The sequence below is a fragment of the Kitasatospora sp. NPDC093102 genome (genome assembly GCF_040683915.1).
In the GTDB taxonomy this organism is placed as follows: domain Bacteria; phylum Actinomycetota; class Actinomycetes; order Streptomycetales; family Streptomycetaceae; genus Kitasatospora.
In genome coordinates this window covers 1-25,449 of record NZ_JBFBFA010000065.1, presented here as the reverse complement: position 1 = coordinate 25,449, position 25,449 = coordinate 1, and the positions used below count along the sequence as shown (strand labels likewise).

Annotated in this window: 18 protein-coding genes; 14 read left to right on the top strand and 4 right to left on the bottom strand. The window is 70.0% G+C overall.

The features are described 5' to 3' along the window. Window positions 1-229: 229 nt before the first annotated feature. Window positions 230-3,871, top strand: a complete 3,642-nt coding sequence (locus AB0O11_RS36600) for a DUF4132 domain-containing protein (protein WP_363396064.1) — start codon at window positions 230-232, stop codon at window positions 3,869-3,871. A 208-nt stretch (window positions 3,872-4,079) separates the two neighbouring features. Here AB0O11_RS36600 and AB0O11_RS36595 read toward each other — a convergent pair whose 3' ends face one another. Together AB0O11_RS36595 and AB0O11_RS36590 are read right to left on the bottom strand one after the other, a co-directional pair. Further along, window positions 4,080-4,385: a hypothetical protein gene (locus AB0O11_RS36595; protein WP_363396061.1), complete on the bottom strand. Its 306-nt coding sequence runs from the start codon at window positions 4,383-4,385 to the stop codon at window positions 4,080-4,082. An 88-nt stretch (window positions 4,386-4,473) separates the two neighbouring features. Further along, window positions 4,474-5,403 carry a hypothetical protein gene (locus AB0O11_RS36590; protein ID WP_363396058.1) on the bottom strand — a complete coding sequence of 310 codons (930 nt, stop codon included), beginning with the start codon at window positions 5,401-5,403 and terminating at the stop codon, window positions 4,474-4,476. Between the two features lie 393 nt (window positions 5,404-5,796). Between AB0O11_RS36590 and AB0O11_RS36585 the strand changes: the two genes are divergently transcribed. Continuing rightward, the gene (locus tag AB0O11_RS36585) at window positions 5,797-7,347 is read left to right on the top strand and encodes a PIN domain-containing protein (RefSeq protein WP_363396055.1); all 1,551 of its coding nucleotides are present in this window, start codon (window positions 5,797-5,799) and stop codon (window positions 7,345-7,347) included. Between the two features lie 211 nt (window positions 7,348-7,558). Here AB0O11_RS36585 and AB0O11_RS36580 read toward each other — a convergent pair whose 3' ends face one another. Further along, window positions 7,559-11,437: a hypothetical protein gene (locus AB0O11_RS36580; RefSeq protein ID WP_363396052.1), complete on the bottom strand. Its 3,879-nt coding sequence runs from the start codon at window positions 11,435-11,437 to the stop codon at window positions 7,559-7,561. 246 nt (window positions 11,438-11,683) lie between these two features. On the opposite strand from AB0O11_RS36580, the gene AB0O11_RS36575 reads away from it, so the two are divergent. The 8 genes from AB0O11_RS36575 (at window position 11,684) to AB0O11_RS36540 (ending at window position 20,594) form a co-directional block, all read left to right on the top strand. Next, on the top strand, window positions 11,684-11,947 hold the full coding sequence (locus AB0O11_RS36575; protein WP_363396049.1) for a hypothetical protein: 264 nt from the start codon (window positions 11,684-11,686) through the stop codon (window positions 11,945-11,947). Window positions 11,948-12,330: 383 nt separating this feature from the next. Beyond that, window positions 12,331-12,957, top strand: coding sequence for a TnsA-like heteromeric transposase endonuclease subunit (locus AB0O11_RS36570; protein WP_363396046.1), 627 nt, complete (start codon window positions 12,331-12,333; stop codon window positions 12,955-12,957). Then, window positions 12,957-14,993 (top strand): transposase, encoded by a 2,037-nt coding sequence (locus AB0O11_RS36565; protein WP_363396043.1) that lies wholly within the window; start codon window positions 12,957-12,959, stop codon window positions 14,991-14,993. Before AB0O11_RS36570 ends, AB0O11_RS36565 begins: the two co-directional genes overlap by 1 nt. Next, complete coding sequence (locus AB0O11_RS36560) at window positions 14,990-15,613, top strand: TniB family NTP-binding protein (protein WP_363396040.1); 624 nt, start codon at window positions 14,990-14,992, stop codon at window positions 15,611-15,613. The genes AB0O11_RS36565 and AB0O11_RS36560 overlap by 4 nt, the downstream gene beginning before the upstream one ends. A gap of 106 nt (window positions 15,614-15,719) precedes the next feature. Next, window positions 15,720-16,904, top strand: coding sequence for a tyrosine-type recombinase/integrase (locus AB0O11_RS36555; RefSeq protein WP_363396037.1), 1,185 nt, complete (start codon window positions 15,720-15,722; stop codon window positions 16,902-16,904). Beyond that, complete coding sequence (locus tag AB0O11_RS36550) at window positions 16,901-19,510, top strand: tyrosine-type recombinase/integrase (RefSeq protein WP_363396034.1); 2,610 nt, start codon at window positions 16,901-16,903, stop codon at window positions 19,508-19,510. The genes AB0O11_RS36555 and AB0O11_RS36550 overlap by 4 nt, the downstream gene beginning before the upstream one ends. Then, window positions 19,507-20,085, top strand: coding sequence for a DUF6262 family protein (locus tag AB0O11_RS36545; protein ID WP_363396031.1), 579 nt, complete (start codon window positions 19,507-19,509; stop codon window positions 20,083-20,085). The genes AB0O11_RS36550 and AB0O11_RS36545 overlap by 4 nt, the downstream gene beginning before the upstream one ends. A gap of 143 nt (window positions 20,086-20,228) precedes the next feature. Further along, window positions 20,229-20,594, top strand: a complete 366-nt coding sequence (locus AB0O11_RS36540) for a hypothetical protein (RefSeq protein ID WP_363396028.1) — start codon at window positions 20,229-20,231, stop codon at window positions 20,592-20,594. 21 nt (window positions 20,595-20,615) lie between these two features. On the opposite strand, the gene AB0O11_RS36535 is transcribed toward AB0O11_RS36540, so the two are convergent. Beyond that, window positions 20,616-21,353, bottom strand: coding sequence for a hypothetical protein (locus tag AB0O11_RS36535; RefSeq protein ID WP_363396025.1), 738 nt, complete (start codon window positions 21,351-21,353; stop codon window positions 20,616-20,618). A gap of 227 nt (window positions 21,354-21,580) precedes the next feature. Between AB0O11_RS36535 and AB0O11_RS36530 the strand changes: the two genes are divergently transcribed. From AB0O11_RS36530 to AB0O11_RS36515, 4 genes are all read left to right on the top strand, one after another. Further along, window positions 21,581-22,189, top strand: coding sequence for a hypothetical protein (locus AB0O11_RS36530; RefSeq protein ID WP_363396022.1), 609 nt, complete (start codon window positions 21,581-21,583; stop codon window positions 22,187-22,189). Next, on the top strand, window positions 22,186-24,084 hold the full coding sequence (locus tag AB0O11_RS36525) for a TniQ family protein (RefSeq protein ID WP_363396019.1): 1,899 nt from the start codon (window positions 22,186-22,188) through the stop codon (window positions 24,082-24,084). The genes AB0O11_RS36530 and AB0O11_RS36525 overlap by 4 nt, the downstream gene beginning before the upstream one ends. Window positions 24,085-24,191: 107 nt before the next feature. Beyond that, complete coding sequence (locus tag AB0O11_RS36520) at window positions 24,192-24,803, top strand: hypothetical protein (protein WP_363396016.1); 612 nt, start codon at window positions 24,192-24,194, stop codon at window positions 24,801-24,803. Then, a complete protein-coding gene (locus AB0O11_RS36515) occupies window positions 24,800-25,153 on the top strand; it encodes a hypothetical protein (RefSeq protein ID WP_363396013.1) in 354 nt (117 codons plus the stop codon). The genes AB0O11_RS36520 and AB0O11_RS36515 overlap by 4 nt, the downstream gene beginning before the upstream one ends. Window positions 25,154-25,449: the final 296 nt, after the last annotated feature.

Genomic DNA, 25,449 nt, shown 5'->3' with positions numbered 1-25,449 from the left:
GCGGCCGAAGCCGCTCCCACTGGCCGTCAGTCAGATCACCCCTACTCCCCATAGTCGTATCAACGACTCAACTGATCGGCAGGACACGGCCTAGGCGTCGGCGAAGGTCTGGCCGGCACACGGTTACGTCGGCGGGGAAATGAGTGCGGGGGCGGTCAGCCAGGGACTTGTCGGTGGGACTCGCTAGCGTTCCTCTCCTGATCACCAGTTCGAGGAGAGGGGCGGGGCTGTGCGGCGCTGGGAGTTCGTCGAGGGCGGCTCGGACAAGTTCTGGGAGGCCGCGATCGACGGTGCCGCGGTGACCGTGCGGTACGGGCGGTCCGGTACGGACGGGCGGGAGCAGGTCAAGGCGTTCCCGACCGTGGATGAGGCGCAGGCACACTTCGCCAAGGTGGTCGCAGAGAAGGAGCGCAAGGGCTACCGCGAGATCGGTGCAGGGGCGGGTACGGAGCCGGGTGCAGCGGCGGATCCGGTCCCCGTGGCGCAGCCCGGCGTGTCCGCACCCACGGCCGAGCCCGCCGGCCCCGGGGACGAGGACGTCTTTGTCATGCCGGACGTCTGGCGTCGGGCCCTGATCCCGCGCCGGGGCGGTATTCCCCGGAAGCCGTCCGCGCAGGGGAAGGGCCCGGTGACCTCGTACCTCGACGGGCTGCGGCAGATGGGTGACTGGCTGGAGCAGGCGCTTACCTCGGAGCGCAGTGACCCGGAGCTGGTGGCGGCCGCCCGCGCCCACCAGTCCGGGAGCCGGGACCCGCTCGGTGCGGCGGTGCTCGCCGCCGTGTTCTCGTATCCTGGCAACAATGGGGTCCGCGCGGCGGTGGACGCCTGGGTGGCGGAGTTCGGCCTTCCGTTCGCGGCCAGGGCCACCGTTGAGCTGTTCACGACGGCCGTCGAGACCGACTGGATCCACCAGAGGTCCGTCCATCCCCGTGTCCGGCGCGGGGCCGACCAGAGGCACGGCGTGTACCGTCCCGCCGCGGACCGGGTCCGGTCGCTGCTGGCGGACTGCGACGAGGAGACCCACCGCGCGGCGGTCGAGGCCCTGGCGGGCTGCCGGAACAGCCTGACCCGCCTGGTGGTGGGTGCGTACCTGGTGCCGTCCGAGACCGCCTGGGTCGAGGAGTGTGTCGCGTCGGGCTCCCGACTGGCCGCCGTCGAGTGGTCGATGCTGCTGTGCTCGCTCTCCTCGGCGGAACCGCTGGAGAAGCTCCCCCCGCTGCCGAGCCTGGGCTATGACGGGTGGTCCACCGAGATCATCGCGACCGTGGCGGAGGGCCTCGGCGGCGACGCGGCACCGGTGATGCTGCACGACCTGACCACCAGCTACCACCACAAGGACGGCAGGAAGCGGATCCTGGACGCGCTTGCCGAGCTCCCCTCCGACGAGGGCTTCCGGGGGCTGCTGGCCCAGCAGGACGGCACCAAGTCCACCCGCGCCGCCCTCATGGCCGGTCTGCGCCGCTTCCCCCGGCGTGCCCTGCGCCTGCTCGCCGAGGCCGCGGCGGCCTCCACTGACCCGGCCACGCAGCAGCTCGCCCGGCAGCTCCTCACCGGACACGTCGCCGTCCACCAGGTGACTGCGCTCGAACTGCTGCCGGAGCTGACGCCGGAGCAGGCGGCCCTGGTCGAGCCGCTCACCGACCTCGGCGACCGGGTACCGGAGGTCGGCCCCGACTCGCTGCCAGAGCTGTTCACCAGCCCGCCGTGGACGCGGCCGCGCTCCGCCGGCAAGCCCCGCGTGCTGACCGGCCTTAGCGCGCCGCAGGAACCGCAGGTGCGGTGGCTGCCGGGCGAGCGCGAGGCGTGGGCTGCCTCCGAGACCTTTTACGCGCACTGGTCGGACACCGAATGGCAGCGGATCGCGGACACGATCCGGGCCACGAGCGGGAGGTCCGAGGACACGCCTCACCGCCGCGACCGGCGCGATGAGCTGGCGCTGTTCGCGTACGGCAACGAGGAACTCGGCCGACCGCTGATCTCGCAATGGCGCGGCGGCGAGTACATGTGGGACGTCCGGGACGCAATGCGCCGGATCGCCACCCGCTTCGGGCCGGACGCACTCGCGCCGGTACTGGCCGCCGCGCTGCCGCAGCCCGCCACGCACGCGTCCCTGTTGCTTCCGTACCTCGACGTCCGGGTGGCCGAGACCATGGCGGACTGGCTGGTGCGCCTCAGGTCGGCCGGGAACACCGCGCGTTCATGGTTCACCCGGCACGGCGTGGACGCGGCGCGGCTGCTGGTGCCCGCCGCGCTCGGGAAGGCCGGGGCGGCCCGGCACGGCGCCGAGCAGGCCCTGCGGGTGATCGCCGGGGCGCACGGCGCGGCGGCGGTGCGCACGGTGGCCGGCGAGTACGGGCCGGAGGCGGAGGAGGCCGTGGGCGCACTGCTGGCGGCCGACCCGCTGGTGACCGCGCTCCCGGCGAAGCTGCCCCCGCCCTGCGGCTGGACGGAGCCGGTGATGCTGCCGCAGCTGCTGCTGCGCGGCGGCGAGGGTGCCCTGCCTGCCGAGGCGGTGCGGCACGTGCTCACCATGCTCGCGCTGTCCGCGCCCGGGGCGTTCTACCCGGGCCTCGACGAGGTGGTCCGGCTGTGCGAGCCGAGGTCGTTGACGGAGTTCTGCTGGGCGGTGTTCGAGCAGTGGCGGCTGGCCGGCATGCCGGCCCAGGACGGGTGGGCGCTGCACGTACTCGGCCGGTTCGGTGATGACGAGACGGTCCGCCGACTGACGCCGGTGCTCCGCGCGTGGCCGGGAGAGGGGGCACACCACCGGGCGGTGGACGGCCTGGAGGTGCTGGCCGCCATCGGCACCGATACGGCCCTGCTGCACTTGCACAGCATCGCGCAGCGGGTGAAGTTCAAGGCGCTCAAGACCCGCGCCCAGGAGAAGATCTCCGAGGTGGCGGCCGGTCTTGGCCTGACCGGGGAGCAGCTGTCCGACCGCCTGGTCCCGGACTTCGGGCTGGACGCCGACGGGACCACCGTCATCGACTACGGCACCCGGACGTTCACGGTCGGCTTCGACGAGCAGCTCAAGCCGTACGTGCTGGACGCGACCGGCGCCCGCCGTAAGGACCTGCCCGCCCCGGGGGCACGGGACGACGCCGAGCTGGCGCCCGCCGAGCGCAAGCGCTTTGCCACGCTCAAGAAGGACGTCCGTACGGTCGCGGGGGACCAGCTCCGCCGCCTGGAGGAGGCGATGGTCACCCAACGCTCGTGGACGGCGCAGGAGTTCGACCAGCTCTTCGTCGGGCATCCGCTGCTGTGGCACCTGGCTCGCCGCCTGGTGTGGCTGTCCGAGACGGACGGCACGGTGACGGCGTTCCGCGTCGCCGAGGACCGCACCCTGGCGGACGTCCGGGACGAGGCGTTTGCGCTGCCGGCCACGGCCTCCGTCCGGCTGGCACATCCGCTCCTGCTCGGCGACGGCCTCGCCGACTGGTCGGAGCTGTTCGCCGACTACGAGATCCTGCAGCCGTTCCGCCAGCTCGGCCGCCCGGTGTACGCGCTGACCGACGAGGAGCGGGCCGGCCACCGCCTCACCCGCTTCGAGAACGGTCCGGTGCTGCCCACTACCCGGCTGGTCGGCATGGAACGGCGCGGCTGGCGGCGCGGCGAGCCTCAGGACAACGGCGTCGAGCAGTGGCTCTCCCGCCGGGTCGGGCCCGACCTCTACGTGGTGATCGCCCCGGAGGAGGGTATCGCCGTCGGCATGTTCGACTCCTACCCCGAGCAGCGGGTGGAAACGGTGTGGCTCGACAGGCACCCGGGAGACTATTGGCCCCGCAACCGCACCTTCCCGACGTTCGCCGAGCTCGACCCGGTGATCGCCTCCGAGGTGATCGCCGACCTCACCGAGCTGACCACGCTGTGACCCCTCGCCACGACCCTGTGGTTCCCTTCCGCTCAATGCGCCACGTCCGCGCGGTACTTCGCCGAGCGAAACGCCCGGTCCGCCTTCGCCCACACCAACGCGTCCCACTCACCCTGCCACTCGGTCAGCGGTGCTCCAGCTCCTTCGAAATGACGTCGTTCCGCTGGAAGGGCAAATCGACCTAACGCCAGGATCGGGAGGCCCAAGGCTATGGTGCGCTCATCGCTTTCCGCCGTGAGCCGCGAAAGGCCCCTGGCCGTTTTCCGAGATCCTCATCAGCCCTGGCGGTAGTGCTGGACGGTGCGCTGCGAGACACCCAGGCGGGCGCCAGAGCCCGCGTGCCGCCCTTCAGCAGCCCGAGCAGGAACCCAACCTGCTTTTGGGCCTCTTGTGGCGGGTCCTCGGTGAACTGGTCGCGTTCCGCGCGCTCCAGGCCGTCCTCGGTCTGCCCGCGCTCGCGCCGCTCTTCACCCGATATGTCGTCAATGCCCGTGATGTCGCGGTCGCTTGCCATGAGGCGACAATGTCGCCGCTGACCTGTGGATAAAGCGTCGATCGGGCGCCTGGTTTCTTAGCCGCGGCGCCCGACCTGAGGGTCCCTGTCAGGCTGGCCGGACGTCGAGCACCTGGCGCAGGCGCGCGGCAATCTCCCGGTGCGGCCGGACGAAGTCCGGGCTGCCCAGCTGCTCCGGCGTGGGGAGTCTACCGCGGGGCCTGAGGGGCAGGGGTTCGGTGGTGGCCCAGCCGAGGGTGCGGAGGCCGACCCGGGCCATGTCGCGGTCGACGCGCTGGAGGTAGGCGTCGTCGACGGGAGCCTTGCCGTGCAGTTGCCAGATCAGCCCGTCCGGCTCGATGGGCAGCGCGGCGAGGCCGAAGCCGTAGAGGAAGGACAGGTGGCGCTCGCGCAGCACCGCGGCGCACTGTTCCGGGGACAGCGGGGCCCCGCGATGCTCGTAGGTGCCGGGCAGCGCAACGCGGCAGTCCGTGTTCGGGAAGTCGTTCAGGTCGACGGCCGCGATGCTGGCGGTGGCCAGCTCCCGCTCGGGGGAGGTCCAGGAGCCGTCGGGCAGGAGGACGACGATGTCGTAGGCGTCGCGGGCCGCTGCGAGGGCCGTGCGTAGCGGTGTGCGGTCGCGTGCCGGCATCCCTCGGTCGCCCGGCCCCCAGACGTCCCACACGCAGGTGTGGTGCACCAGCGTGCCGGGCCCGGTCGGCTGCTCCCACAGCACGGCGGTTACCGGCTCCGGCGCGGTGGGCGTGACCGGTTGCTGGCGGCGGCCGCTGGGCAGTGTCCATCGCCAGCTCCTGTCGGTCTCCTGGAGCAGCAGGACGCGCAGTCCGGTGTCGGCCCAGGCCGCTGCGATGCCGGCGATCAGCTCGTGGAGGTAGCCGGATTCCTGGGCGAGGAACCGCACGACCGCTGTGCGGGCCGGGGCGGCGGCGCGGCGGGCGCGCAGGGCGGTGGTGTACTTGGCGCCGATGGTGGCGTCCTGGCGGGCGGCCTGGGCGGCCGTGGTCTGGTGCTTCGGCATGACGTAGTCTCCCGCCGGCCGGGCCACGCCCCCGGTGCCGGCTCGTACGACTGCCGCTTGAACATGGGTGAGGGAACCCGCGGGTCTCGGAAGACCTTGACCACGGTCCCGGACCGCGTGGAGCCCTGGGACGGCGGTGAGCGGCAGTACGCGTCTAGCCGTGAACTGGACCGTACTGTGGCCCCGCAGCACTCCGGAACCGCCACACGCCGTTCCTCACCTGATCGAGCGATCGCCCATGCAGAAGCCGCTTCTGGCGCGCCGGTACCAGTGTGTCGACCCGGCAGCGGTAGGAAGCGGGCCACAGACGACGGTTCAGCAGAAAAGACCGATGCGTCGGCGGCCGGGGACGAGGAGGATAGCGGCTCTGCAGAGCATGAGAGGACCCCGTCGGTGATCATCTTCGACACGAACGTCATCAACCGCGTGAATCCGAGAAGTCCCCGAGCGGATGTTGTGCGCGCCCTGCGGGCCTCGGGGAAGCACAAGGTCGGCGTCACCGCGACAGTGTTGGAGGAGCTCGCCGCGCACCAGGCGAAGGACTACATGGCGCAGCGGCAGGCTGCGGTGACCGCGCTCAACGCGCTGCGCAAGCAGATGCCATGGCAGCCGGCTGTGGCCTTCGAGGAGCCGCGGCTGGAGCTGGAGGAGTGCTTGGGGCACTGGCGGTCGGTGTACTCGGAGCTGTTCGAGGTGCTTCCCTGCTCGGAGGACGTGGCGTTGAAAGCGCTCGCCAGGGAGGCGCTCGCCCTGCCGCCGGCCAAGCAGGGGCCCAAGCGAGGGGAGGGAGCGCGGGACGCGGCGATCTGCTTCGCGATCCTCGACTACCTGCACCGGTTCCCGGACGAGGAGATCCACTTCGTCACCGATAACTCCACGGACTTCGGGGACGGCATCACCTACCGGTTCCCCATGGACGAGGACCTCGGGCCCTACGCTGCCAGGTTGAAGCGCCTGACGACGTTCGACGATGTCGTGACCGCCTTCACCGAGCCGGTCGACAGCGACTCCGCCTTCGCGGAGACGGAGCGTCACCTGAGCTCAGAAGCCGTGACCACCGAAATCGGCAAGCTCGCACTCGCCCAGCGCGCCGTGGTGGGCTTTCCCGGCGTCGATTCCGCAGGCAGCTCCGTGGAGTGGAAGGGCTGGATCGCACCGCCGAGCGTCATGCTGCTGCGCACCGGAAACGTCGTTGGCCACCGCATCGAGGAGCAGGTCTGGTACACCGCCGAGCCGACCTGGCTGCTGTTCGGCACTGCCGGGATCGGCGAAGGCAGGCTGGAGAACGTCTCCTGCACGTGGAAGATCAAGCTTCTGTTCCCCATCGGCGACGGCGAGAACGGTGTCACCCTGTTGTCTACTGACGATCCGAACGCGCCCGATCTGCAGGACGGGCCGACTGCCGATGCCGTGGAAGCGTTCCGCGCAAAGATCATCAAGGAGATGATCACCTCCACCCGGAGGCCGGTCGGCGAGGCCAGCTCGGCGGGTGCCCCAGGGGTGCACCGGGCGCTGGTTCCCAACTTGCCCGTCCGGCTGGACAACGCCCTGGACGTCTCCGCTGTTTCGCAGGCTGCCGCCGCCATGGCGTCCCAGCGCGGGCTTGTGGATCTTGCCGAAGCCGTGCGCGCAGGGTTGGAACCCCTGGTGGCGTCGGGTCTCCTCGACTCCATGCGGACAACGATGGCCTCGCCGATGCTGGCCGACGCGCTCCGTACGGCAGCAGCGCTGGTTCCGCAGTACGACTTTTCGTTGCCGCCCTTCACTCAGGTCCTGGAGGCGGTGTCTCAGATCGACATCGCCTCCACCATGCCCACCTACTCACTCACCCCAGTCATTTCTGCAACCGCCTCCGGCTGGCCGCACGCAGCCAGCGGAGACGCGGTCGAGGAGGAGTCGAACGGCGAAGAGGCGGGCTCGGACGACGTCCAGAACGGGAACTGACAGGCATCAAGGTCCCCGCGGGCAGACCCTGTTCCAGCTCCCATGCCGGGACCAGGCCCTCGCGCGCGGTGCGGCTACGGCTCGATGTAGTCGGCCAGGTCGCGCAGGCCGTCGACGGCGCCATCCCATCCCCTGCCGTACCAAACCGGCACCACGAGCGCGTCGGACCGTGCGGGGTGGCAGCCAGCCACCGGCCTCCCGGGTTGATCGCCTACTCAGGACTATTTCGAGGACTTGCCGCCAGCTCCGGCCATGGCCCTCCGCAGCGAATCCGGGCGTAGCGGTGGAGGTGCGAGGTGACCGCGGAGCGGACTTTCGGCGAGAGCGTGGTGTCACTGCCGAGGTCCTGGTACCAAGACGGGGGCTGCGCGCTGGTACCGGCGAGCATGGAGAAGGCGGTGATGGCGGCAAGGCCTGTTGCCGGCTCGGCGTGGGCGAGGTCGAGGACGAGCTGTTGGCGCGCGCCTGCGTCCAGGTGTGCCAGGAGCGTGCCGAGGATCGGGGGGATGATCTTTGCGAAGTGTTCGGTGACGCTGTTGCGCCACGAGCCCAGCCGGCGTCCAGCTTTGGCCAGCCCGTATGCGGCCTCGTCGGGGTTGCAAACGGCGAGGCGGCCGAGCAGATCGGTGGCCAACCGCGCGTATGAGGCGTCGATCGTGGCCAGGGCGTCTCCTGCCGGGAGGGTGAGGGCGAGCACTGTGTCCACCACGGTCCGGGCCTCCACGGCGGGCAGGGGATGCTGGCGTACGAGCAGCGCGGCGAGGGCACGGTGCGGCGACGATGCGCCAGCCTTCCGCTCAGGCCGTGTCTCGACGTCCTTGTGGAGCTGCTTGATCAGCTCCCCGAGGTGGCGCCACTCCCAGGTCGGGTGCTGGGTGGAGTCCTCGATCAGGAGAAGAAGGCTGGTGTAGGTGCTATCGCCATCTGCTAGGGCCTTGGCCACCTCGTCGGGGGCTGGCGGTGTCCAGGCCCAGTGTCGGATCAGGGCCCGCCACAGCTGGATCTGCCGGGAGGCGGTAAGGGGCTGGGCCAGGTCCTTCAACTGGGAGACGCCGAGGGTATGTGTGAGGTTCTTGAGCCGAGGGACTGCCTGGACGGGCGGGGAGAGACTGGCGGCGCCCGCGGCCTCAATGAGGATGGTGAGCTCGCCCCATTGCCCTTGGTTGAGCCCTTCGGTGACCAGGGACGCCAGCACGTCGTCGGTCAGGTGGGCACGAAGGCTTTTGCGGACGTCCTCGGCCGACCAGCCCGCCTTCTCGCGGGTGGTGGCAGTGGAGGCGGCCCAGGTCTTCACCGCGGCCAGCGCCGGGGCGTGGCCAGCGGCTGCTGCAGGGCCGAGAAGCCCTGTCAGGCCACCCGGGGTGAGCCACACCGCGGGGTCTGTGTCGGAAGGGAGGAGCGCGGGGAGGCGGTCCGAGGCGAGATTCTTTTCGATGGCCTTGTCGACAGCCTCCGCCAGCCATCTGGCCCGGTTCCGGCTGCCGTCCGGGTCCTTGCTCGGGCGGGGAAGGCGGGCCAGTTCGGACCGGCACGTCGCGGCGAGGACGTCCCGGAAGGCCGTAGCCCGCCCGAGAAGGACCGGCACGAGTACGTGCGTCAGTACGGCAGCCTGGACGCTGGCGGAGCCCACGTCCAGAAGTTGGGCGACGGCCTGCCGGGCTCGCTCCTCGGTGAGGGAGGCGGTGAGCAGACCGGCACCGTGGAGCCTGGCTCTGCCCGCTCCTTGGTCGCCATCCTTCAAGGCCTCGGTGAGGCACTTGGCTGCGGCCTCCTCGGTCTCCGGCTGGGCGCCGGCCCACAGCCGGCCGACCGACTGCTCCAGGTCCGCGATGTCACCCCGGACCTTAGCGGGACGGTCATCCAGCAAGGTCTCGAAAGTCTGTAGCGCAAGTAGCCGCAGACTCGCCCGACGCCTCGCGGGGGAGCGGTTCACGCTGCGCTCGGCCTGGGCGGCAGCCTCGGCGACGATGCCATAGGCGCCGGCTCCGGCCAGGGCCCGGGAGAGGTGGTCCAACCAGGTGAGGGTCTGGCGCGCATCGTGCGGGAACAGAGCCGTGAAGAGGGAGAGCCAGTCCAGCTTGTGGGCTTTGAGGAACTGCGGTCCCTGTTCCACCCACCAGGCCAGCCGGTGCTGGTTCGCGTCCGGCCGCGCGGCCTGGTCGTCGCACTGCCGTGTGCAGAACCGCATGGCCTCGTCGGGGTGCTGGCTGGCCAGTCGGCCCACGGCGGCGAACAGCGTGCGCCTGAGCGCCGGTTGTTGTTCACTTCGTTCCCACACGATCGTCAGGTCGTCGACCCAGCGCCGGGCCGACGTGTGCCTGTGACCGGGAAGCCGTTCCGTGAACCGCTTCAGGGCGTGCGTCGAGGCCTGGCGCAGCGCGTCGTGGGCCGAAGCCGCGTCGTCGGCGCCGGGGTCGCCCATATCGGCGTACCACTCCAGGGCGCGATCGGCCAGCACCTCGTGCTCCAGCAGGGGGCGCAGCAGGGCGCTGCCGGTTCCCGCATCCGCGCGCCGGATCAGCTGGCCGGCGACCGCGGCTAGGACGAGGTCCTGAGGGTGGAGGATCATGCGGGCAACGAGTTCGTCCCCACGCCCGCTGGTCCGCAGGTACTCGGCGGCCATGAACTCGAAGAAGGTCTGGTGGAAGAACCGCAGCCCGCCCGCGGGTGCGTCCACAAGCAGTCCCCTTCGGCGCAGCTCGGTGAGTTCGGCGTCGATACGCTGGCGGGGAACGCCGGGCAGAAGACGCTCCAGTGCGTCCGCTGCCTCCCGGGGCCGATACTCGATGTTGTTCGCGCTGAGCATGTACCGGGCCAGGGCATGGGAGATCGCGGTCAGGTTCCAGTCGGACCGCTCGTCGCGCTCCCCACCGCCGGCCCTTTCGTCGCAGAGCACCCGCTTGACGCGCACCCGGTCGAACAGCCCGCCGGCGTCGATCTGCTGCAACGGCGGGTCGGGCGCGTAAAGGTCGAACAGCAGGCGCAGGTAGAGCGGGTTGCCGCACACCTCCTTGACGGGAAGGCCCTGGTACACGGCATCCAGGATGTCCTTCGCCAGACGCTTGGCGGCGCCTGCTCCGTTCTGGGAGTCCGGGCAGAACACGGCGGCGTGCCGGCGGACGGCTTGGTTGCGTTCGTCGTCCGAGTACAGGCCGAGGGAGAGCTGCGGTCGGCGGAAGGCCACCGCTTCGGCCACTGAGGTGTCTGTCTCCGCTGTGTCATCGTCCTCGGGTTGAGGCGGGAACTGCAGCTCGACGGCCTCCTCGGGGCGGCAGGTAAGCACCACGGGGACGTTGCGCTCGTCCATGGCCGCCAGCACCTTCTGGACTGCCGCGACGCCTTGGGGATGCGCCACAAGCAGGTCCAAGGTGTCGATCAGTACGACCGGGCGGTGCTTGAGCTGCAGGGAGCAGGCCACCGCGCTCTCGAGGGCCTCGGCGGTCACCGCGGTCGGGTCCGCGGGCCGGGTGAGCCCGTCGACGAGGTAGCTGGCCCGTACGAACAACGGCTTGACGCCGTCGGTTCCCTCCAGCTGCCGGTACAGGCTCCACAGCAGCGATGTCTTCCCGCATCCCGGCTCGCCGGTGACAAGCTGGGCGCTCACCGACGCCCTCGACATGGCGGTCTCGAGGATGGACTGCTCGATGGACCGCCGCACGTACAGCTTCTCCAGCGCGACGCTGCCGAGGGCCTTCACACCCTCCTGGGAGACCACCGAGGCGTCCTCGTGCGCCTTCTCGCTCAGCTCCAACAACCGCTGGTACTCGCCGAACCCGGTGACGTTGTCGGTGTGGATTGCGCTGATCAGCATCAGCTGCCGGGCGATGCTCTCGCAACGGTCCTGCTCAGGGCGTAGCCAGTACTGGAAGCGGAACGACGGGTCCTTCTTCAGCCCGTCCAGAACCGCTTTCAGCACCTCGGGAGGAGGCACCGACTCGCCGGTAAACCACGCGGAGACGGCCGACGAGCCCCGCCCTGACAGCCTCATCAGCAACTTTTGCGATGGCTTCGCCTGGCGGGCCCTCACCGGAAGGACGAACACGAGCTCCTTCAACAGGTCCGCGAACTCGGCCTTGGTCGCCTTGATCACGCGCCGAACCCCTCCCACCCACGCGCCGTCCCTATGGAGTTCTACCGCACACGTTCCCTCCGTCGCCTCCGCGTCCCGCTGCGCTGGCGCCACCGGATCCGGCCGGACACCGTCTTCATGCCTCCTGATCAGGGGCTTTCCGCGCGGGAGGCCCACCGGATTCCCCCGGACAAGGCTGAACACGGGCAGGTTCGAGGTCGACGCCAAACGGCGCCAACAACTCAACCACCCGATCGGGGGAGCACGTTGAACACCATCCACCTGGCTGTTTCCGCCACCGCCTGCACTGCACCCAGCCTCGCCAGCCTCGCGCTGAGCTTCCTGCCGTGGGCCCTGCTCGTCATCCTTGCTGGAGTGATCATGGGCGGCGTCATCGGATGGATCAGCCACCGTGCCGGCGACACACCCTGGGAGGCACTGCGGCAGGGGCTGATGGCCTCCGTGTCCTGGGTCGGCCCTCTGCTGGCTGTACTGCTCTTCGTCATCAACTTGGTCAGCCAGTGCCGATAGCGCGGACGAGTCGTCCGCGGACCAGCCGGGGTCCGCGGACGACTCATGTGACTGAGCGTTTCACTTGGCCAGTTGAGCGTTGACCGGGCAGGGTATAGCCGGCGTTGGGCCTATGGGGCCGGTTTGGGCGATTTCGTCCGCTCGTTCGCGACGTGCGGTGTCCTGGCACTGTGGACGGCGTACTTGATGAAAGCGCTGGTACGGGGCCGGTCTGGTCACATGCCTGCTCGCTGGATGATCTTCTGGTTCCGTACGGAATTCCCGCCCGGGCGGTCGGTCGCCTGGATCCGGACCCGACGTGGTCCAGGTCGTGGACGGCAACGTGGAGGGTCGGGAAGGCCGAGGTCGTCAGCCCGGTACGGGCTCTGGCCGAGGTGCCCGCGATGGCGTCGGCACCGGTGCGGCGCTTCGCCTGGCGGACCGGCCAGCGGCACCGTCCCGGGCTGGAGTGCCTGGTCTCCACCGGTCGGCAACACGGCTTCGAGAGCCTGGCCGAGCGGTGGCTGCTGCTGGTTCTGGACTTCGTGGGCGGGTTCGACGAGGTGCTGGCCCAGCCGTTCCGGTTGCGGTTCACCTGGTCGCAGGGGAAGGGCTCGCACATCCCGGACTTCCTCGTGCTGGCTGCTGGTGCGTCCTGGCTGCTGGACGTGCGCCCGGCGGGCCTGATCGCGGAGGAGGACGAGGTGCGGTTCGCCGCAGCCGCCAAGGCGGCGGCTGCGGTGGGCTGGCGCTACGCCGTGGTGACCGGCTGGCGGGACCGGGTGCTCGCGGGGATCGACGCCCTGTCGGTGCGGCGCCGGCCGATGACCGATCCGCTCGGGCTGGAGAGCCAGTTGCTGGCCGCGGTGCGCCGGCATCCGCTGCAGTTCGGGGAGCTGGTGGATCGGACGAGGGTGCCCGCGGTGGCGCGGACGCACGCGGTGCGGCTGCTCTGGCAGCGGCGGCTGGCGGTCGATCTCGCCCAGCCGTTCGGGGACGGGACCTGGGTCTATCCGGCGGGGACGGTGTGATGGACGGCGAGCGGCAGCCGACGCGGTTCGAGGACCTGGCACGCGAGGACCAGCAGCGCCTCCTCCTACGGGTTGCTCACCTGCTGGAGGCCGAGACCGGTTTCCGCGGCGGCAGCCGGCACTGGGCCCAGGACGGAGAACCGCGGCCCGAGTTCGATCCGGAGGCGACGACCCTGACCCAGCGCCGACTCGCGAAAGTGGCCGAGCTGAAGGCTCTGCATCCCGACGACGCACGCCAGTTGGGGCTGCGCCAGGTCAGCGAGCGAACGCTTCGACGGTGGTCCGCCGGCTGGCACGAGCACGGGCTTATGGGCCTGGCCGACGGGCGCCTGACGCCGGTGCTGCGCGGGCATCGCTCGATCGGCCCGCAGATCGCGGAGGCGATCCACGCGGTCCACGCGGAGTGCCTGCACCGCTCCCGGGTCGGGATGAAGACCAAGGAGCGGATGATCCATCAGTTCGTCCGGGAGAAGCACGGCGAGACGGCCGAGGGGGCGATCCCGCACTACACGACGTTGTCGAAGGTCTGGAAGGAGTGGTTCGGCCCCGAGGGCGGGCGCCAGCGCTACCTGCGGTCGGCGGCGGCGGTGGAGACCGGCGCGTCCAGGGTGACGATCACCCGGCCGGGGCAGGTCGTGGTGCTGGACACCACGCCGTTCCCGGTGAAACTGCTCGACGACGTCTTCGGGGAGCCGATCACCGCGGACCTCACCCTCGGATTGGACGCCTTCACGCACTCCCTGGTCGCGTTCCGGCTCACCCCGGGCTCGGACTCCTCGATCGAGGTGGCGATGCTGCTGCGGGATGTGATGCTCCCGCTGCCGATGCGCCCGGACTGGACGCCGGACATGGCTTGGCACTATCCGGGGGTTCCCGCTGCCCTGGTCGCCGAGTTCGCCGGCCACCCGGTCGCAGGGCGCCCGTTCTTCGCGCCGGAGACGGTGACCAGCGACCACGGGAGTGTCTACAAGAACCACCACCTGGTCCAGGTCGCCCGCACTCTCGGCGTCGTGGTGCTGCCGGCCCGCGCGATGCGCCCGCAGGACAAGGCCGCCTGCGAGCGGGCGTTCTCCGGGATCCAGTCGCTGCTGCTGGAACTGCTGCTCGGCTACCGCGGCAGGGACACCGCGGACCGCGGCGCCGACCCGGAAGGCGACGCCACCTGGACGGTCGAGGAGGCAGAGCACCTGCTGGCGACCTGGATCGTGAAGGTCTGGCAGAACCGGCGCCTGGACCAGTACGCGCCCACCTGGGATCCGGGCGGGCGCCACAGCCCGAACACCCTGTTCGCCGCCGCGGCCGCCCGGGACGGCATCGCCCTGCAGATCCCCGACGCGAACCTCTACCACCACCTCCTCCCGGCCCACTTCGTCAAGATCCACGGACGGCGCGGGGTCAAGATCGGCGGACTTTGGTACGGCGCCAGCCACCCCGTCCTCGCCGACCTCGGCACTTCCCAGCGCGGCGGACGCCACCACGGCAAGTGGGCGGTCAACCGCGATCCGCGCGACTGCCGACAGGTCTACTTCGAACGCGCCGGCACCTGGCACACCCTGCCCTGGAACGGCCTGCCGGCCGACGGCGACGTTCCCGCGTTCGGGGACGCGCGGGTGCAGCAGGTCCTGCGTGAGGCGGCCCGCGCCGGCCTCAAGCCGCGCGAGGACCACGAACTCCTGCCGGTGCTGCTGGACCTGATCTCCGCTCACACCCCGGTCACCGCCTGGCCGAGCCAGATGACGAAGGCCGAGCGGACCGAGCGGGCCCGGGAGCTGACCCGGGCCCGGGCCGCCGAGCGCGATCGTAACGGCCTGAGTGCCGTCCGCTCGCTGCCAGCCGCGCCCCGCCCGGTCGAGCTCGTCCGGCAGAACCGGCAGGCGATCGACAGCGAGCGCCGCCGACGCCGGGAGGCTGCGGTTCCCGAACTGCCCTCACCGCCGACACTCCTCGGCGACGACCTGCGCCGCCACAGCCTGTTCGCGCTGCCCGGCACCGACGACACCGACGAAGGCGAACCGGTTGAGGGAGGGACGCGATGACCGCCAACGGCCCGGTGCCGTTCATCCTGCCCGGCCCGATCCCGGCCCGTGAGAGCCTGGCCGGCTGGCAGCAATGGCGCCTGACCCGCCACTCGTTCACCCCGGCGCCCGTGATGGACCTGACCGCCTGGCGGCTGCTCAGCCCGAGGAAGAGGACGCTCCACGATCTGCACCGCGCCGCGACCCACGCGAACCTTCCCCTGCTGGCCACCCCGATGAGCCGGGCGGTCGAGAAACTCCTCAACGGCCGTATCGAGAGCAACGCGCTCAAGTTCAAGCCCTCCACCCGCGCCGGTGTGATGGTCTCCGGCGGCGGCTACCAGGGCAAGACCGAGAGCGTCTGCGAGGTCGCCGCCGCGTTCGAGGACCGCTGGCTCGCCCTGCACCAGCACCTCAACCCCGACGCCGCCCCCGGCTGCCGGGACCTGCACGTCCCCGTCGCCTACGTCCAGACCCCGGTGACCGCGAAACCGAAGAGCACCTGCAAGGCCATCCTGAACTTCTACAGCTCTCCCGTCGTCACGCGCATGGACCTGCCCGAGCTGATCCACCAGGTCTCCGCCTCCCTGCGCGACCACGGCACGAAGGTGCTGATCCTGGACTTTACCGACTGCGGGTAGTGCCGCCCGTGATGTCCGTCTGGGCCTGTGACCAGGGCGTCGCGGGCTCGTTTACCGACCGTGTCCGGAGCGCCCGTCATGTTCCGGAGTCGGTACGGGAGGACGAGTGGCACGGCGAGTGGTGGTCGGGGACCTGAGGGTCCAGCAGATCGAGCGGAAGGACGGGCGGCGGTCGTGGACGATCGTGTGGCCCGAGGGCAGTATCCACACGGAGGCGGACCGGTTCCTGCGCCTGCACGACGGGTCTGGGACGCAGAAGACCTACGCGTACTACCTGGTGGACCACCTGCGGTGGCTGGAGCGCGAGTGCCTGGCCTTCGACAAGGTCGTGCTGCGTGACCTTGAGCGCTACATGGGCATCGTCGGCGCGGAGGTCCTGATGCCGCTCGGTGAGCCGTGGCGGATCGGCAAGCGCCCCTACGGCCGCTCCGCGCTGTCGACTGCGGCGGCCTGCCTGAAGGGCTTCTACCTGCACCAAGCCTCGCTCGGCGTCAACGGTGAGCTCGGCAAGAAGCTCGACACCTCCCGGCTGCCCACGCGGGCGGACCGCCGCCGCGCGTTCCTGGGCCACGTGAAGAACACGCTGCCCACCAACCCGCTCGCGCCGACGGGGCCGCACCGCCGGCACCCGAAGATGCTCCCCGACGGCGCGCGAGAGAAGCTCCTGGCGGCGGTGAACTCGGCCCGGGACCGGCTGCTGGTGACCTGGCTGGCCGACGGCGGGCTGCGGATCGGCGAGCTCTGCGGGCTGCACCTGGTGGACCTGCACCTGCGCGAGGACGCGGCCTGCGGCGAGTGCCGCTCCCCGCACGTCCACGTCTGCCACCGCCCCGGCAACCCGAACCGGGCGGAGGCGAAGACCAAGCATCCCTGGCGGATCGAGCACGGCACGGTGACGGGCGGGCTGATCAAGCGGGTCAGCCCGGCGATGGTGCACACCTACTTCGAGTACCTCACCGGTGGTGAGTATCCGCGCGGCACCGCCGGGCACGGCATGCTCCTGGTCCAGCTGCACGGCCCCGGGACCAGGCAGCCGTGGGCGCCGGTGGGGGCCCGCCGGATGCTGGGCCGGGCCGGGAAACGCGCTGGTCTGGGGCTCGTGAAACCCCACGCATTTCGGCACACGTTCACCTCGGCGGTGCTCGATGCCTCGGACGGGAACCTGCTGATCGCCCGCGGTGCCGGAGGGTGGGCCTCGGCCACGATGGTCGACGAGGTCTACGGGCATGTCGACGTCCACGACCCGGCCTTCGACGCAGCGCTCCGCTCGGTCTGGGGTGAGACGAAGTGACCGTGAAATCGTTGCTGCCGCTCTACAGTGACCGCCCCGACCGCGAGGGGCGGGACCGGCTGGAGATCCTCACCGCGCTGATCGGCGCCCCGGCCTTCGACCCGATCTTCCGCGACGTCATCATCCGTGTCCCGCAGGGCCACCGTGTCTACCAGTGGGCCTGCGTGGTCGAAGCGTGCGAGCGGGCCCGGCACAGCGGGTTGGACCTGTGCTCGACGCACTTCCAGGAGTGGGGAACGGCCCGGGAGTCCGGGACGACCCGGGCGGAGTTCCTCACCGCCGCCGGGCCGCTACCGCGCGCCGAGTACGACCGGGAAGGGTCCTGCCTGATCTGCCCCGACCGACCCACCTCGCCGCGCACCGAGCTGCGGTTGTGCATCCGTCACTACGGCGCGTGGAAGTATTCGGTCTCCGTCCGGGACGCGTCGGTGGACTTCGACCAGTGGGTGGCAGATCAGGAGCCGTGCGAGGGCTACGGGGACTGCCAGGTCACCGTCTGTCCCGGGCTGGCGTTGTCCCCGCTGGGGCTTTGCTGCTGGCACCGGCACCGCTATATGCGCGACCGCCGTCCGGGAGGGGCGGCCCTTCCGTCGAGCTGGTGGCAGCGCTACGAGAAGCTGGGGCAGCCGGTTCGTGTCTCCTACGCGGACCAGAACGCGTTCCGCACCTGGTGCGCGGCCGTTGACCCGGCACCGCGGCCGGAGCAGGTCAACCTGCGCGGCCTGCGGCCCCTGCTGCGGGCTGAGATCCAGTGGGCGCTGTTCGCCCACACCCAGGAGGACCGGCACAGCATCTGGAAGCTGGACTGGATCCAGAAGCTCGTCAACCTTGCTCGCGCGCGCGACGCCGGCTCACTGACCGACCTGGACCTGGACGGCTTTCCCCGCTTCCACACCGCGATCGTGAAGAAGATGCTCCACTACCTGCGGTTGGTCTACTTCACCCCGCAGCAGGCGCGGGAGGCCGGGTTCATCGAGACCGACCACTTCGGCGTCCGCTTCCCGGCCCGGGCCAGCCATATCGACCTCACGGCCATCTCCCAGCGCTGGCTTCGGGACCTGCTCTGGGACTACACCGCCGACCTGATCACCTCTCCCCGGCGCCCGCGCACGGCAGCGCCGATCGACGGCATCCGCCGGGCCTGCACCGAGCTCAGCGCGTTCCTGGAGGTCGACGCCACCAGCGGTGGCCACGACCCGTCCGCCCTGCGGGTGGAGCACATGACCCGGTTCATCGCCGACCAGCGGCACCGTGAACAGAACAGCCTGCCGTCGCTGGTGATGAAAGGACTGGCCGGGGAGCCCTCGACGGTCACCCAGGTCACCCGAACCGATGTCTTCAACGGGGTGCGCAAGCTGTTGCGCGACGCGCTGGAGCACGGGACCGCCGAACGGCTCGCGCTGGACCGGGAGTTCATCATCGCGATGCCCTATGCCGGGAACGAGACGCTGCGGGCCCGCCGGCCGTTCCCCGACGAGGTCGCCCGCGCCCTGGCCGACAGGGACAACCTCACCCGGCTCGCCGAGGCGCACGATCCTGACGACCTGGGGTTGAGGGACGTCTGGGAGACGATCGTGGTGACCGGTCGGCGCGTCGGCGAGGTCGTGAAACTGCGCTGGGACTGCATCGGCCGCTACGGCGGGCTGGCGATGTTCTGGCACGACCAGACCAAAGTCGGGAACTACGACGTGGCAATCCGCATCCCGGACCGCCTCTACGACCTGCTCGCCGAGCGCCAGCGCAAGACGTTGGACCGCTTTGTCGCCAGGCACGGCCGCCGACCGACGGGAAGCGAACGGGCCCGGCTGGCCCTGTTCGTCACCAACGTCCGCAACCCGGCCGGCACCACCGCTCTGTCCTACACGTGGTTCAACCGCGGCTTCCGTGACTGGGTGAACGAGCTCGACCTGGGCCAGCTCGTCCCCCATCAGGCTCGCCATACTCTGGCCACCAATTTGCTGCGGGCCGGTGCCTCGCTGACGCACATCCGCCGTTACCTCGGCCAGGTTTCAGACCGCATGGCCGAGCATTACGTGCATCTGACCAGCACTGATCTGGAGGATGTGCTCCAGCACATCTGGGTCGCCGGCCCCGGCACCGCCCATCCGGGCGAACTCCTGGCCGGAGACGCCACCCCGCTCACCCGCGCGCAGGCCCAGGCCCTGGCGATCGACCTGTCACGCCGCAGCACCCCGGCCGAGGGCGGCTTCTGCACGTTCCAGCCCGTCGTCGAGGGCGGCGCCTGCCCGTGGAACCTGGACTGCCACAACTGCGACAAGTTCGTGCTGTCCGGCGCTGACCTCCTCTACTGGCGGCGCAAGCGCGAACAGTGGCGGCTCTTGGCCGAGGGCGCCCCCGACGATGCCACCGCCGACTACCTTCACCGCTACTTCGCACCCACCGCCCGCGCCATCGACGGCCTGGAGAGCGCCCTGGTCGGCCTCGGCCTCCTCGACGACGCCCTCGCCCTGGACCTGCGCAAACCCCAGGACTACTTCCACCGCGTCTGGTCCACCGCCTTCCGCGCCGCCGACCTCGCCCAGGTCGCCGACGACGAGCAAGACGAGTACGACGACACCACCGACGAACAGGAGCGATGCGCGTGATCACCACCGTCCCCGACCCGCGCACGTCCGCCGCCCTGGCCGCGCGCCACCGTAGCACCGACGCCGCCCTCGAACGGGTCCGCGACGCCATCGCCCGGCTCCGCCGCGAGAAGACCCGGGTCAGCGTCGCCGCCGTCGCCCGCCGCGCGAATGTCTCCCGCACGTTCCTCTACGACCACCCCGACGCCAGAGCCACGGTCGCCACCGCGATGGCCGAAGCCGGCGAACGCCGGACCCAGATGCTCGCCGACCAGGACGAGGCACGCGAGGCGACCTGGCGAGAGCGGGCCCTGAACGCCGAGGACGCACTCAAGGCCGCCCACGCCGAGATCCTCACCCAGCGCAACCGAATCGGCGAACTCCTCGGCCAGGTCCGCGACTTGGAAGCCGAGTGGACCCAGGAGGCCATCCAGCGGATCACCACCGAGAACACCACCCTCAAACAGCGCGTCCGCCAGCTCACCAGCGACAACCGAACCCTGGACGAACGCCTCAAGGCCGCCCGCTCCAACCTCCGCTTCCAAGACCGCCGCGTCGCCGACCTCGAAGCCCAGATCGCCGCCCCGCCGGGATGATCCGCAATCTCTCCGGACGTGACGCGGACGCTGCCAAGGTCAGGGCCATGCCCAGGCGCGGGCCCCCTTCAGCGGCCAAGTGGGCACCCACTACCTTCACTGACCAGTAGGTCCATGAGGATCTTGGCTTCCAGGAGGAAACGATGAGCGACGATCCGCAGCTGCCCGTCCAGGGCCCCGGCTCCATCTCACGCTTGACGATCCGAGCCGATGAGCAGGACGTCTGGCTCTGCTTCGAACCCTGGGCGACTGAGCACACCGTTCCAGCAGGCACGAGCGTGGTCGTCGAATTCCACGGCGTTCGCAGCGTCCTGGAGATGCAGCACCACCGCGAGGGCATCACCTTCTTCAGCAACGGCCTGCATCCGGATCTGCGCGGCGAGGACGGCTCCGACGTGCTGATCCTCAGCGATGTGATGCCGCCCACGCCGGACGTCTCCGACCAGGCATTCCGCAACATCATGTCCATAATGCCGCCGGTTCGCCCCAGTTCTGGAGCGCCTTCCTAAAGCCCGTCCCGAACTGCGGAGCTACGCGGGACGAAGAACGGGGTCGATCTCGGCCAGGATTTCGTGCAGCTGACGGGCCCCCAGGGCAACGCGGTCATCAGCATCCCGCAACATCTCCTCGCACAGCCGCATCGCGTTGTCCCGGTCCTCGGAGAAGATGCTGAACACATCGACGATCGCCGTGTGGATCCAATCGCTGTGATTCGGGCTGGCGACCGCCATCGCGGAGGCGACTATCGTGAGCCCGATCCTGTCCTTTCGCCGAAGCACGGCTTCCGCGGTCACCCGGGTGACGAAGGTGTCACCCGGGTCGAGCACGAGCTCCAACAGTGGCCCGAGGGCTTCCTGCATGTCGGCGAAGCCTGCCAGGCCGTGACCGGCATCCGCCCGGTCACGGTAGTCGTGGCTTCGCCCGAGCTCGCGGAGCGCCACGAAAGCGGCATGCCTCCGGTCACTGTCCCCTTGCAGCATGGCGCGCAATCGCCTCACCTCAGCGATCAGGCGGGGCATGTCCTGTCGCGCGGAAGCGATGAAGTCGAGATCGGCATCCAGTTGCAAGTCCGGACTGACCTGGACCTGTTCTCCGTTGGTGAACCGACTGAGATAGATCTCATCGTCCTGCACGGCAGTGTCTGGGGCGATCTGGATGCAGCTCGCCCCGCCGGTCGCACCGCGAGTCTCCAGCACGGGAATCCACGCACCCATGGATGCGGCCGCGATGCGCACCTCCATGGAATCGAGCTCTTCTTCAGTCGGCATGACCGGATCATCCACCCCAACCGGGCAGACCGTCCACGGGATGCTCGGCAAACCAGTCGGCACCCGTGACCCCATCACCGCCGGGCTCTACTGCGGCACCACTCAAACGAGCTACAGAGAACGGCATCCGTCACCCTGACGGACATGTAGTCTATGAATCGTCGCAGTTCAGAGTCGGTTTCCGAGCTCCTGCGGTCGGTAAACTGGACGACATCACCCGCCTGCGCATGCACCGCGCGGACGACCAAGACACCCTCGACCTGATCCGGGCCTTCATGAGCATGCACGTCACCCTGGTCCTGATCGGCGTCGACATCCCCGGCTCCGGGCTGCTGCGCGAAGGCCGCCACGACCCGGCCACCGGCCAGTGGCACCTGCCCGCCTCCCGGCACGCCAAGATCCACGGCCTGGAACCGACCCAGACCGAGCGACGCTTCGACCTGGTCGAGCTCGACCGCTTCCGCTACGACACCGACGAGCAGATCAGCGCCTGGATCCGGCACCTTCGCGGAGTCCAAACCAGTCTGCGGCTGCTCGACGCACCCGAGGACATGCTCACCGCCGGCACCATGCCCGAATACCTGTTCCAGCGCACGAACGGAGTCGTCGGCCTGCTGGAACGGCTCATCGAGGACGGCTGCCGCGAAGCCGTCGACACCGGCCTGGAACGCCTGACCGAAGACCTCTTCGACGGCCTGTCGATCGACCTGAGCCACGCTCAGCACCGCGACCCGGCAGCCGGCGAAGTCCCCGCCGTCCCCGCGAAACGAACCACGCGACGAGGACGCAACACCGTCTTCGACGACCGCGGCCCCGCCGCAGGAGGCGCCAGATGAGCCGGACCCCAAACAGCGGCCCGCCCCGCCTCCTGGCCTGCGCGCCGCTGCCCCGAAGCCTGGACCCCCTCGACGACGAGTCCCTGAGCGGCTACGTGCTCCGCCTCGCCCACCGCCTGGGCGTCCCACCCGACCGCGTCATCCGCCGCACCGGCCTGGCCGAGATCCAGGACAACACCCAGGCCCTGGCCAAGGCCGTCCGGTCGACCGTCCTACCCCCGGCCATGGCCACCGAGTTCGCCACCGCGACCAGGCTCGCCCGCGCCGAGGTCACCGCCCTGACCCTGGCCGGCTGGGCCCCCTACTACCCGCCGATCGCCTACGTCCTGGACTCGCTCCGGCACGGCCGACGCCCACCCCACATGGACGGGCTGTTCGCCACCTCCGTCCGCTACTGCCCGGCCTGCCTGGCCGGCGACGGAACTCCCGTCCAGAACCAGCACGGCGGCCCCTGGCAACGCGTGTGGCGACTGCCCGTCTCCTTCGCCTGCCTTCGGCACCAGCGGTTCCTCGAACACCTCTGCCCTGCTTGCCAGCGTCCCTTCATCGGCCGATCGAGCCACCTGGTCGCCCTGCCCAGCATCGGCGGGCTGCACCCTGCCCAATGCCGCCAGCGCCTGCCCGGCTTCACCCGCACACCCCGCACCCGTGAGAACGTCTGCTCAGGTCGGCTCGACCGCGTCCCGACCCGGCCGCAGGACCATCCCGGTCCGGAAATCCTCGCACTTCAGGGGAAGATCCTCTCGATGCTGGCGCCGCAACGCTCCGCAGTCACGTCGAGCCAGTACTTCGCCGAACTGCAGCTCGTCGCCGCGCTGGTCATCATCACCTGGCCCAAGGCCCGCCCCGACACACCGACCGCGGCGACCGAGGCCGCCGACCGGTACATCGCCGAGAACCACGGCCCCGACGAGAAGCACTACTCCAACGCCCTGCCCACCGATGCCCGCGCCAGCGCCGCCTTCCTCCAGGCCGCCGACAGCATCCTGACCGCAGACGACTTCCGCGCCGCGATGCTTCCCCTGGCACCGGTGGAGAACCGCACCCGCACCGGCATCGTCCCCACCCGCCACCAGAGCTGGGACCACGCCTTCAAGCGGCAACGCGAGTCGTGCTCCTGGCGGTTCCGCGCGGTTGCCGAGACCCTCGTCCCCACCCACCGCCGCACCGGGCCGGGCGGCCGGCGCATCCCCATGAGCCAGGTCGGCTACCGGCCGGAGCACATCCCGGCGTTTCTCCCCCAGGAATGGGCCGACCGGCACCTGGGCTCCTTCACCGGCCTCAGCAGCCTCATCCTGCGCCGCAACGCGGCCACCCACCTCGTCCGCCGCGCCCGCGGCGGCAGCCTGCACGAAGCAGCCCAGTTCCTGGGCATCAAAGCCGGCGAGCACGGCATCGGGTTCGGCACCAAACTCGGCAGATGGGCCCGCGCCCAGGACAACCTCCATGCCTTCGAACTCGCCCTGGACGCCATCGCCGCCGACCTCGAGACCTCGCCCCGCATCGATTACCAGCACCGCCGCCAAAGCCTCGCCGACTGGACGCTGACCCCCGCGATCTGGAACCACATGGTCGCCCAGCTCCAGGAATGGCCCGGAAACCGGGCCATCACCGACGACCGGAAGCGACTCGCCGTCTCCGCCTACACCTGGGCCCGCGTCACCCAAGGCGAGTACTTCTTCTCCCCCTGCCCCTCCCACATCGCAGCCGACCCGGAAGCCTGCCGCCTCTGGAAGTACCACCGACGATTCACCTGCACCTGGCTCAGGCAGACGGACGACCACCCCCACTACCGCGAGCTGAAGGTGCTGCTCGACGCCCACGCCGACCAACTCGCCGCCGCCATCGACGCGGTGCGATCACGACCGGTCCTCGCCACCAGCCAGCCGGAGTAACGACAGCCCGCTGCCAAGAATGCGGAAGACGCCTTCGAACAGATCTGGCACGATTCCCACCAGCACAGTGAGGCGATCGACGGCCTGGCGGAAAGCGAAGAAGCACTTTGATCTCTGACTACCAGCAGCGACTGCGCGAACGGTTCCTGTCCGTCCCCGTGGTTGCACCGCCTGCCCCCTGGCGCCCCGTCCTGGACCGGTACATCCCCATCAGCGGGCTGCTCGGGATCGGCTTTGCTCCCGATCCCGACGACGGCCGCGACCTGGTCATGGTGGTCTCCACCGGCGGCCACGGGCTATTCGACGCCGTCACCGGGGAAAAGATCGCCCGGGACCGTGATCCTGACCCCGACGGCAGCACCCCAGACGCAGTGCCGGACCTCTCCTGCCCCGGATTCGGCCCCATCTCCGCGACCCGAGTACGCATCGCGGGACTCTTCGGAGGCGGGCTGCACAGCACTACCCAGGACGGCTGGACCCTGGAAGTCGTCAGCCCCGAGTGGCCGCACGACCGTGTCCTTCTATCCGCAGACGGAGGGATGCACAACGGGCCGCACGGCGAAAGCTGGTGGCACATCTTCGACTCCAACTACTCAGAACTGCGAGCCGCCGGCTTCTCGCCGTCCGGATGCACTCTCGCCGTCGCCACCAGCAGCGACCTCACGCTCTGGACCCGTCCGACCCCCGACACAGCATCCCCGGGCGAGGCCAGCGCATGACATCCGACGACCTCGCCGCGATGCTCGCCGAGCAGACGCCGGCATGCGGCCCCGCACGCGACGCCCTGCTCACCGGAGGCACCTTCGTCGTCTGGGACGGCCTCGTCCCCGCCAACCAGCTCTTCCACACCTACCGCACCCGGCTCCGGCTCACCCAGAAGCGCGGGCAGCCGACACTCGCACTCGCCGAGACCGTCGAGATCCTCAAAGGCACAGGAGACGAACTCCTCCGCATCGGCCGGATCGACACGGCAGATCGAACATGGACGTTCATGCTCTTCCTCAACGCCACAGCCACCACGGTGCTGGCCTGCACCGGTGTCTGCGCCACCCGAGACAAAACGGACTGATAGCAAGCCGAGCGCTCAACTGGCCAACTCGACCGCTCACTGGCCAAGTGAAGCGCTCAGTCACAAATTCTGTGACTGAGCGCTTCACTTGGCCAGTTGAGCGATGCCCGTTGACCAGCGACGATGCTCCAAGGGCACTCCCCCGAGGAACGGCCCTTGGAGCTTCGCAACCCGCTGATGAGCCGGGACACGATAGGTGGAACTAGGCCGTGTCCTGCCGATCAGTTGAGTCGTTGATACGACTATGGGGAGTAGGGGTGATCTGACTGACGGCCAGTGGGAGCGGCTTCGGCCGC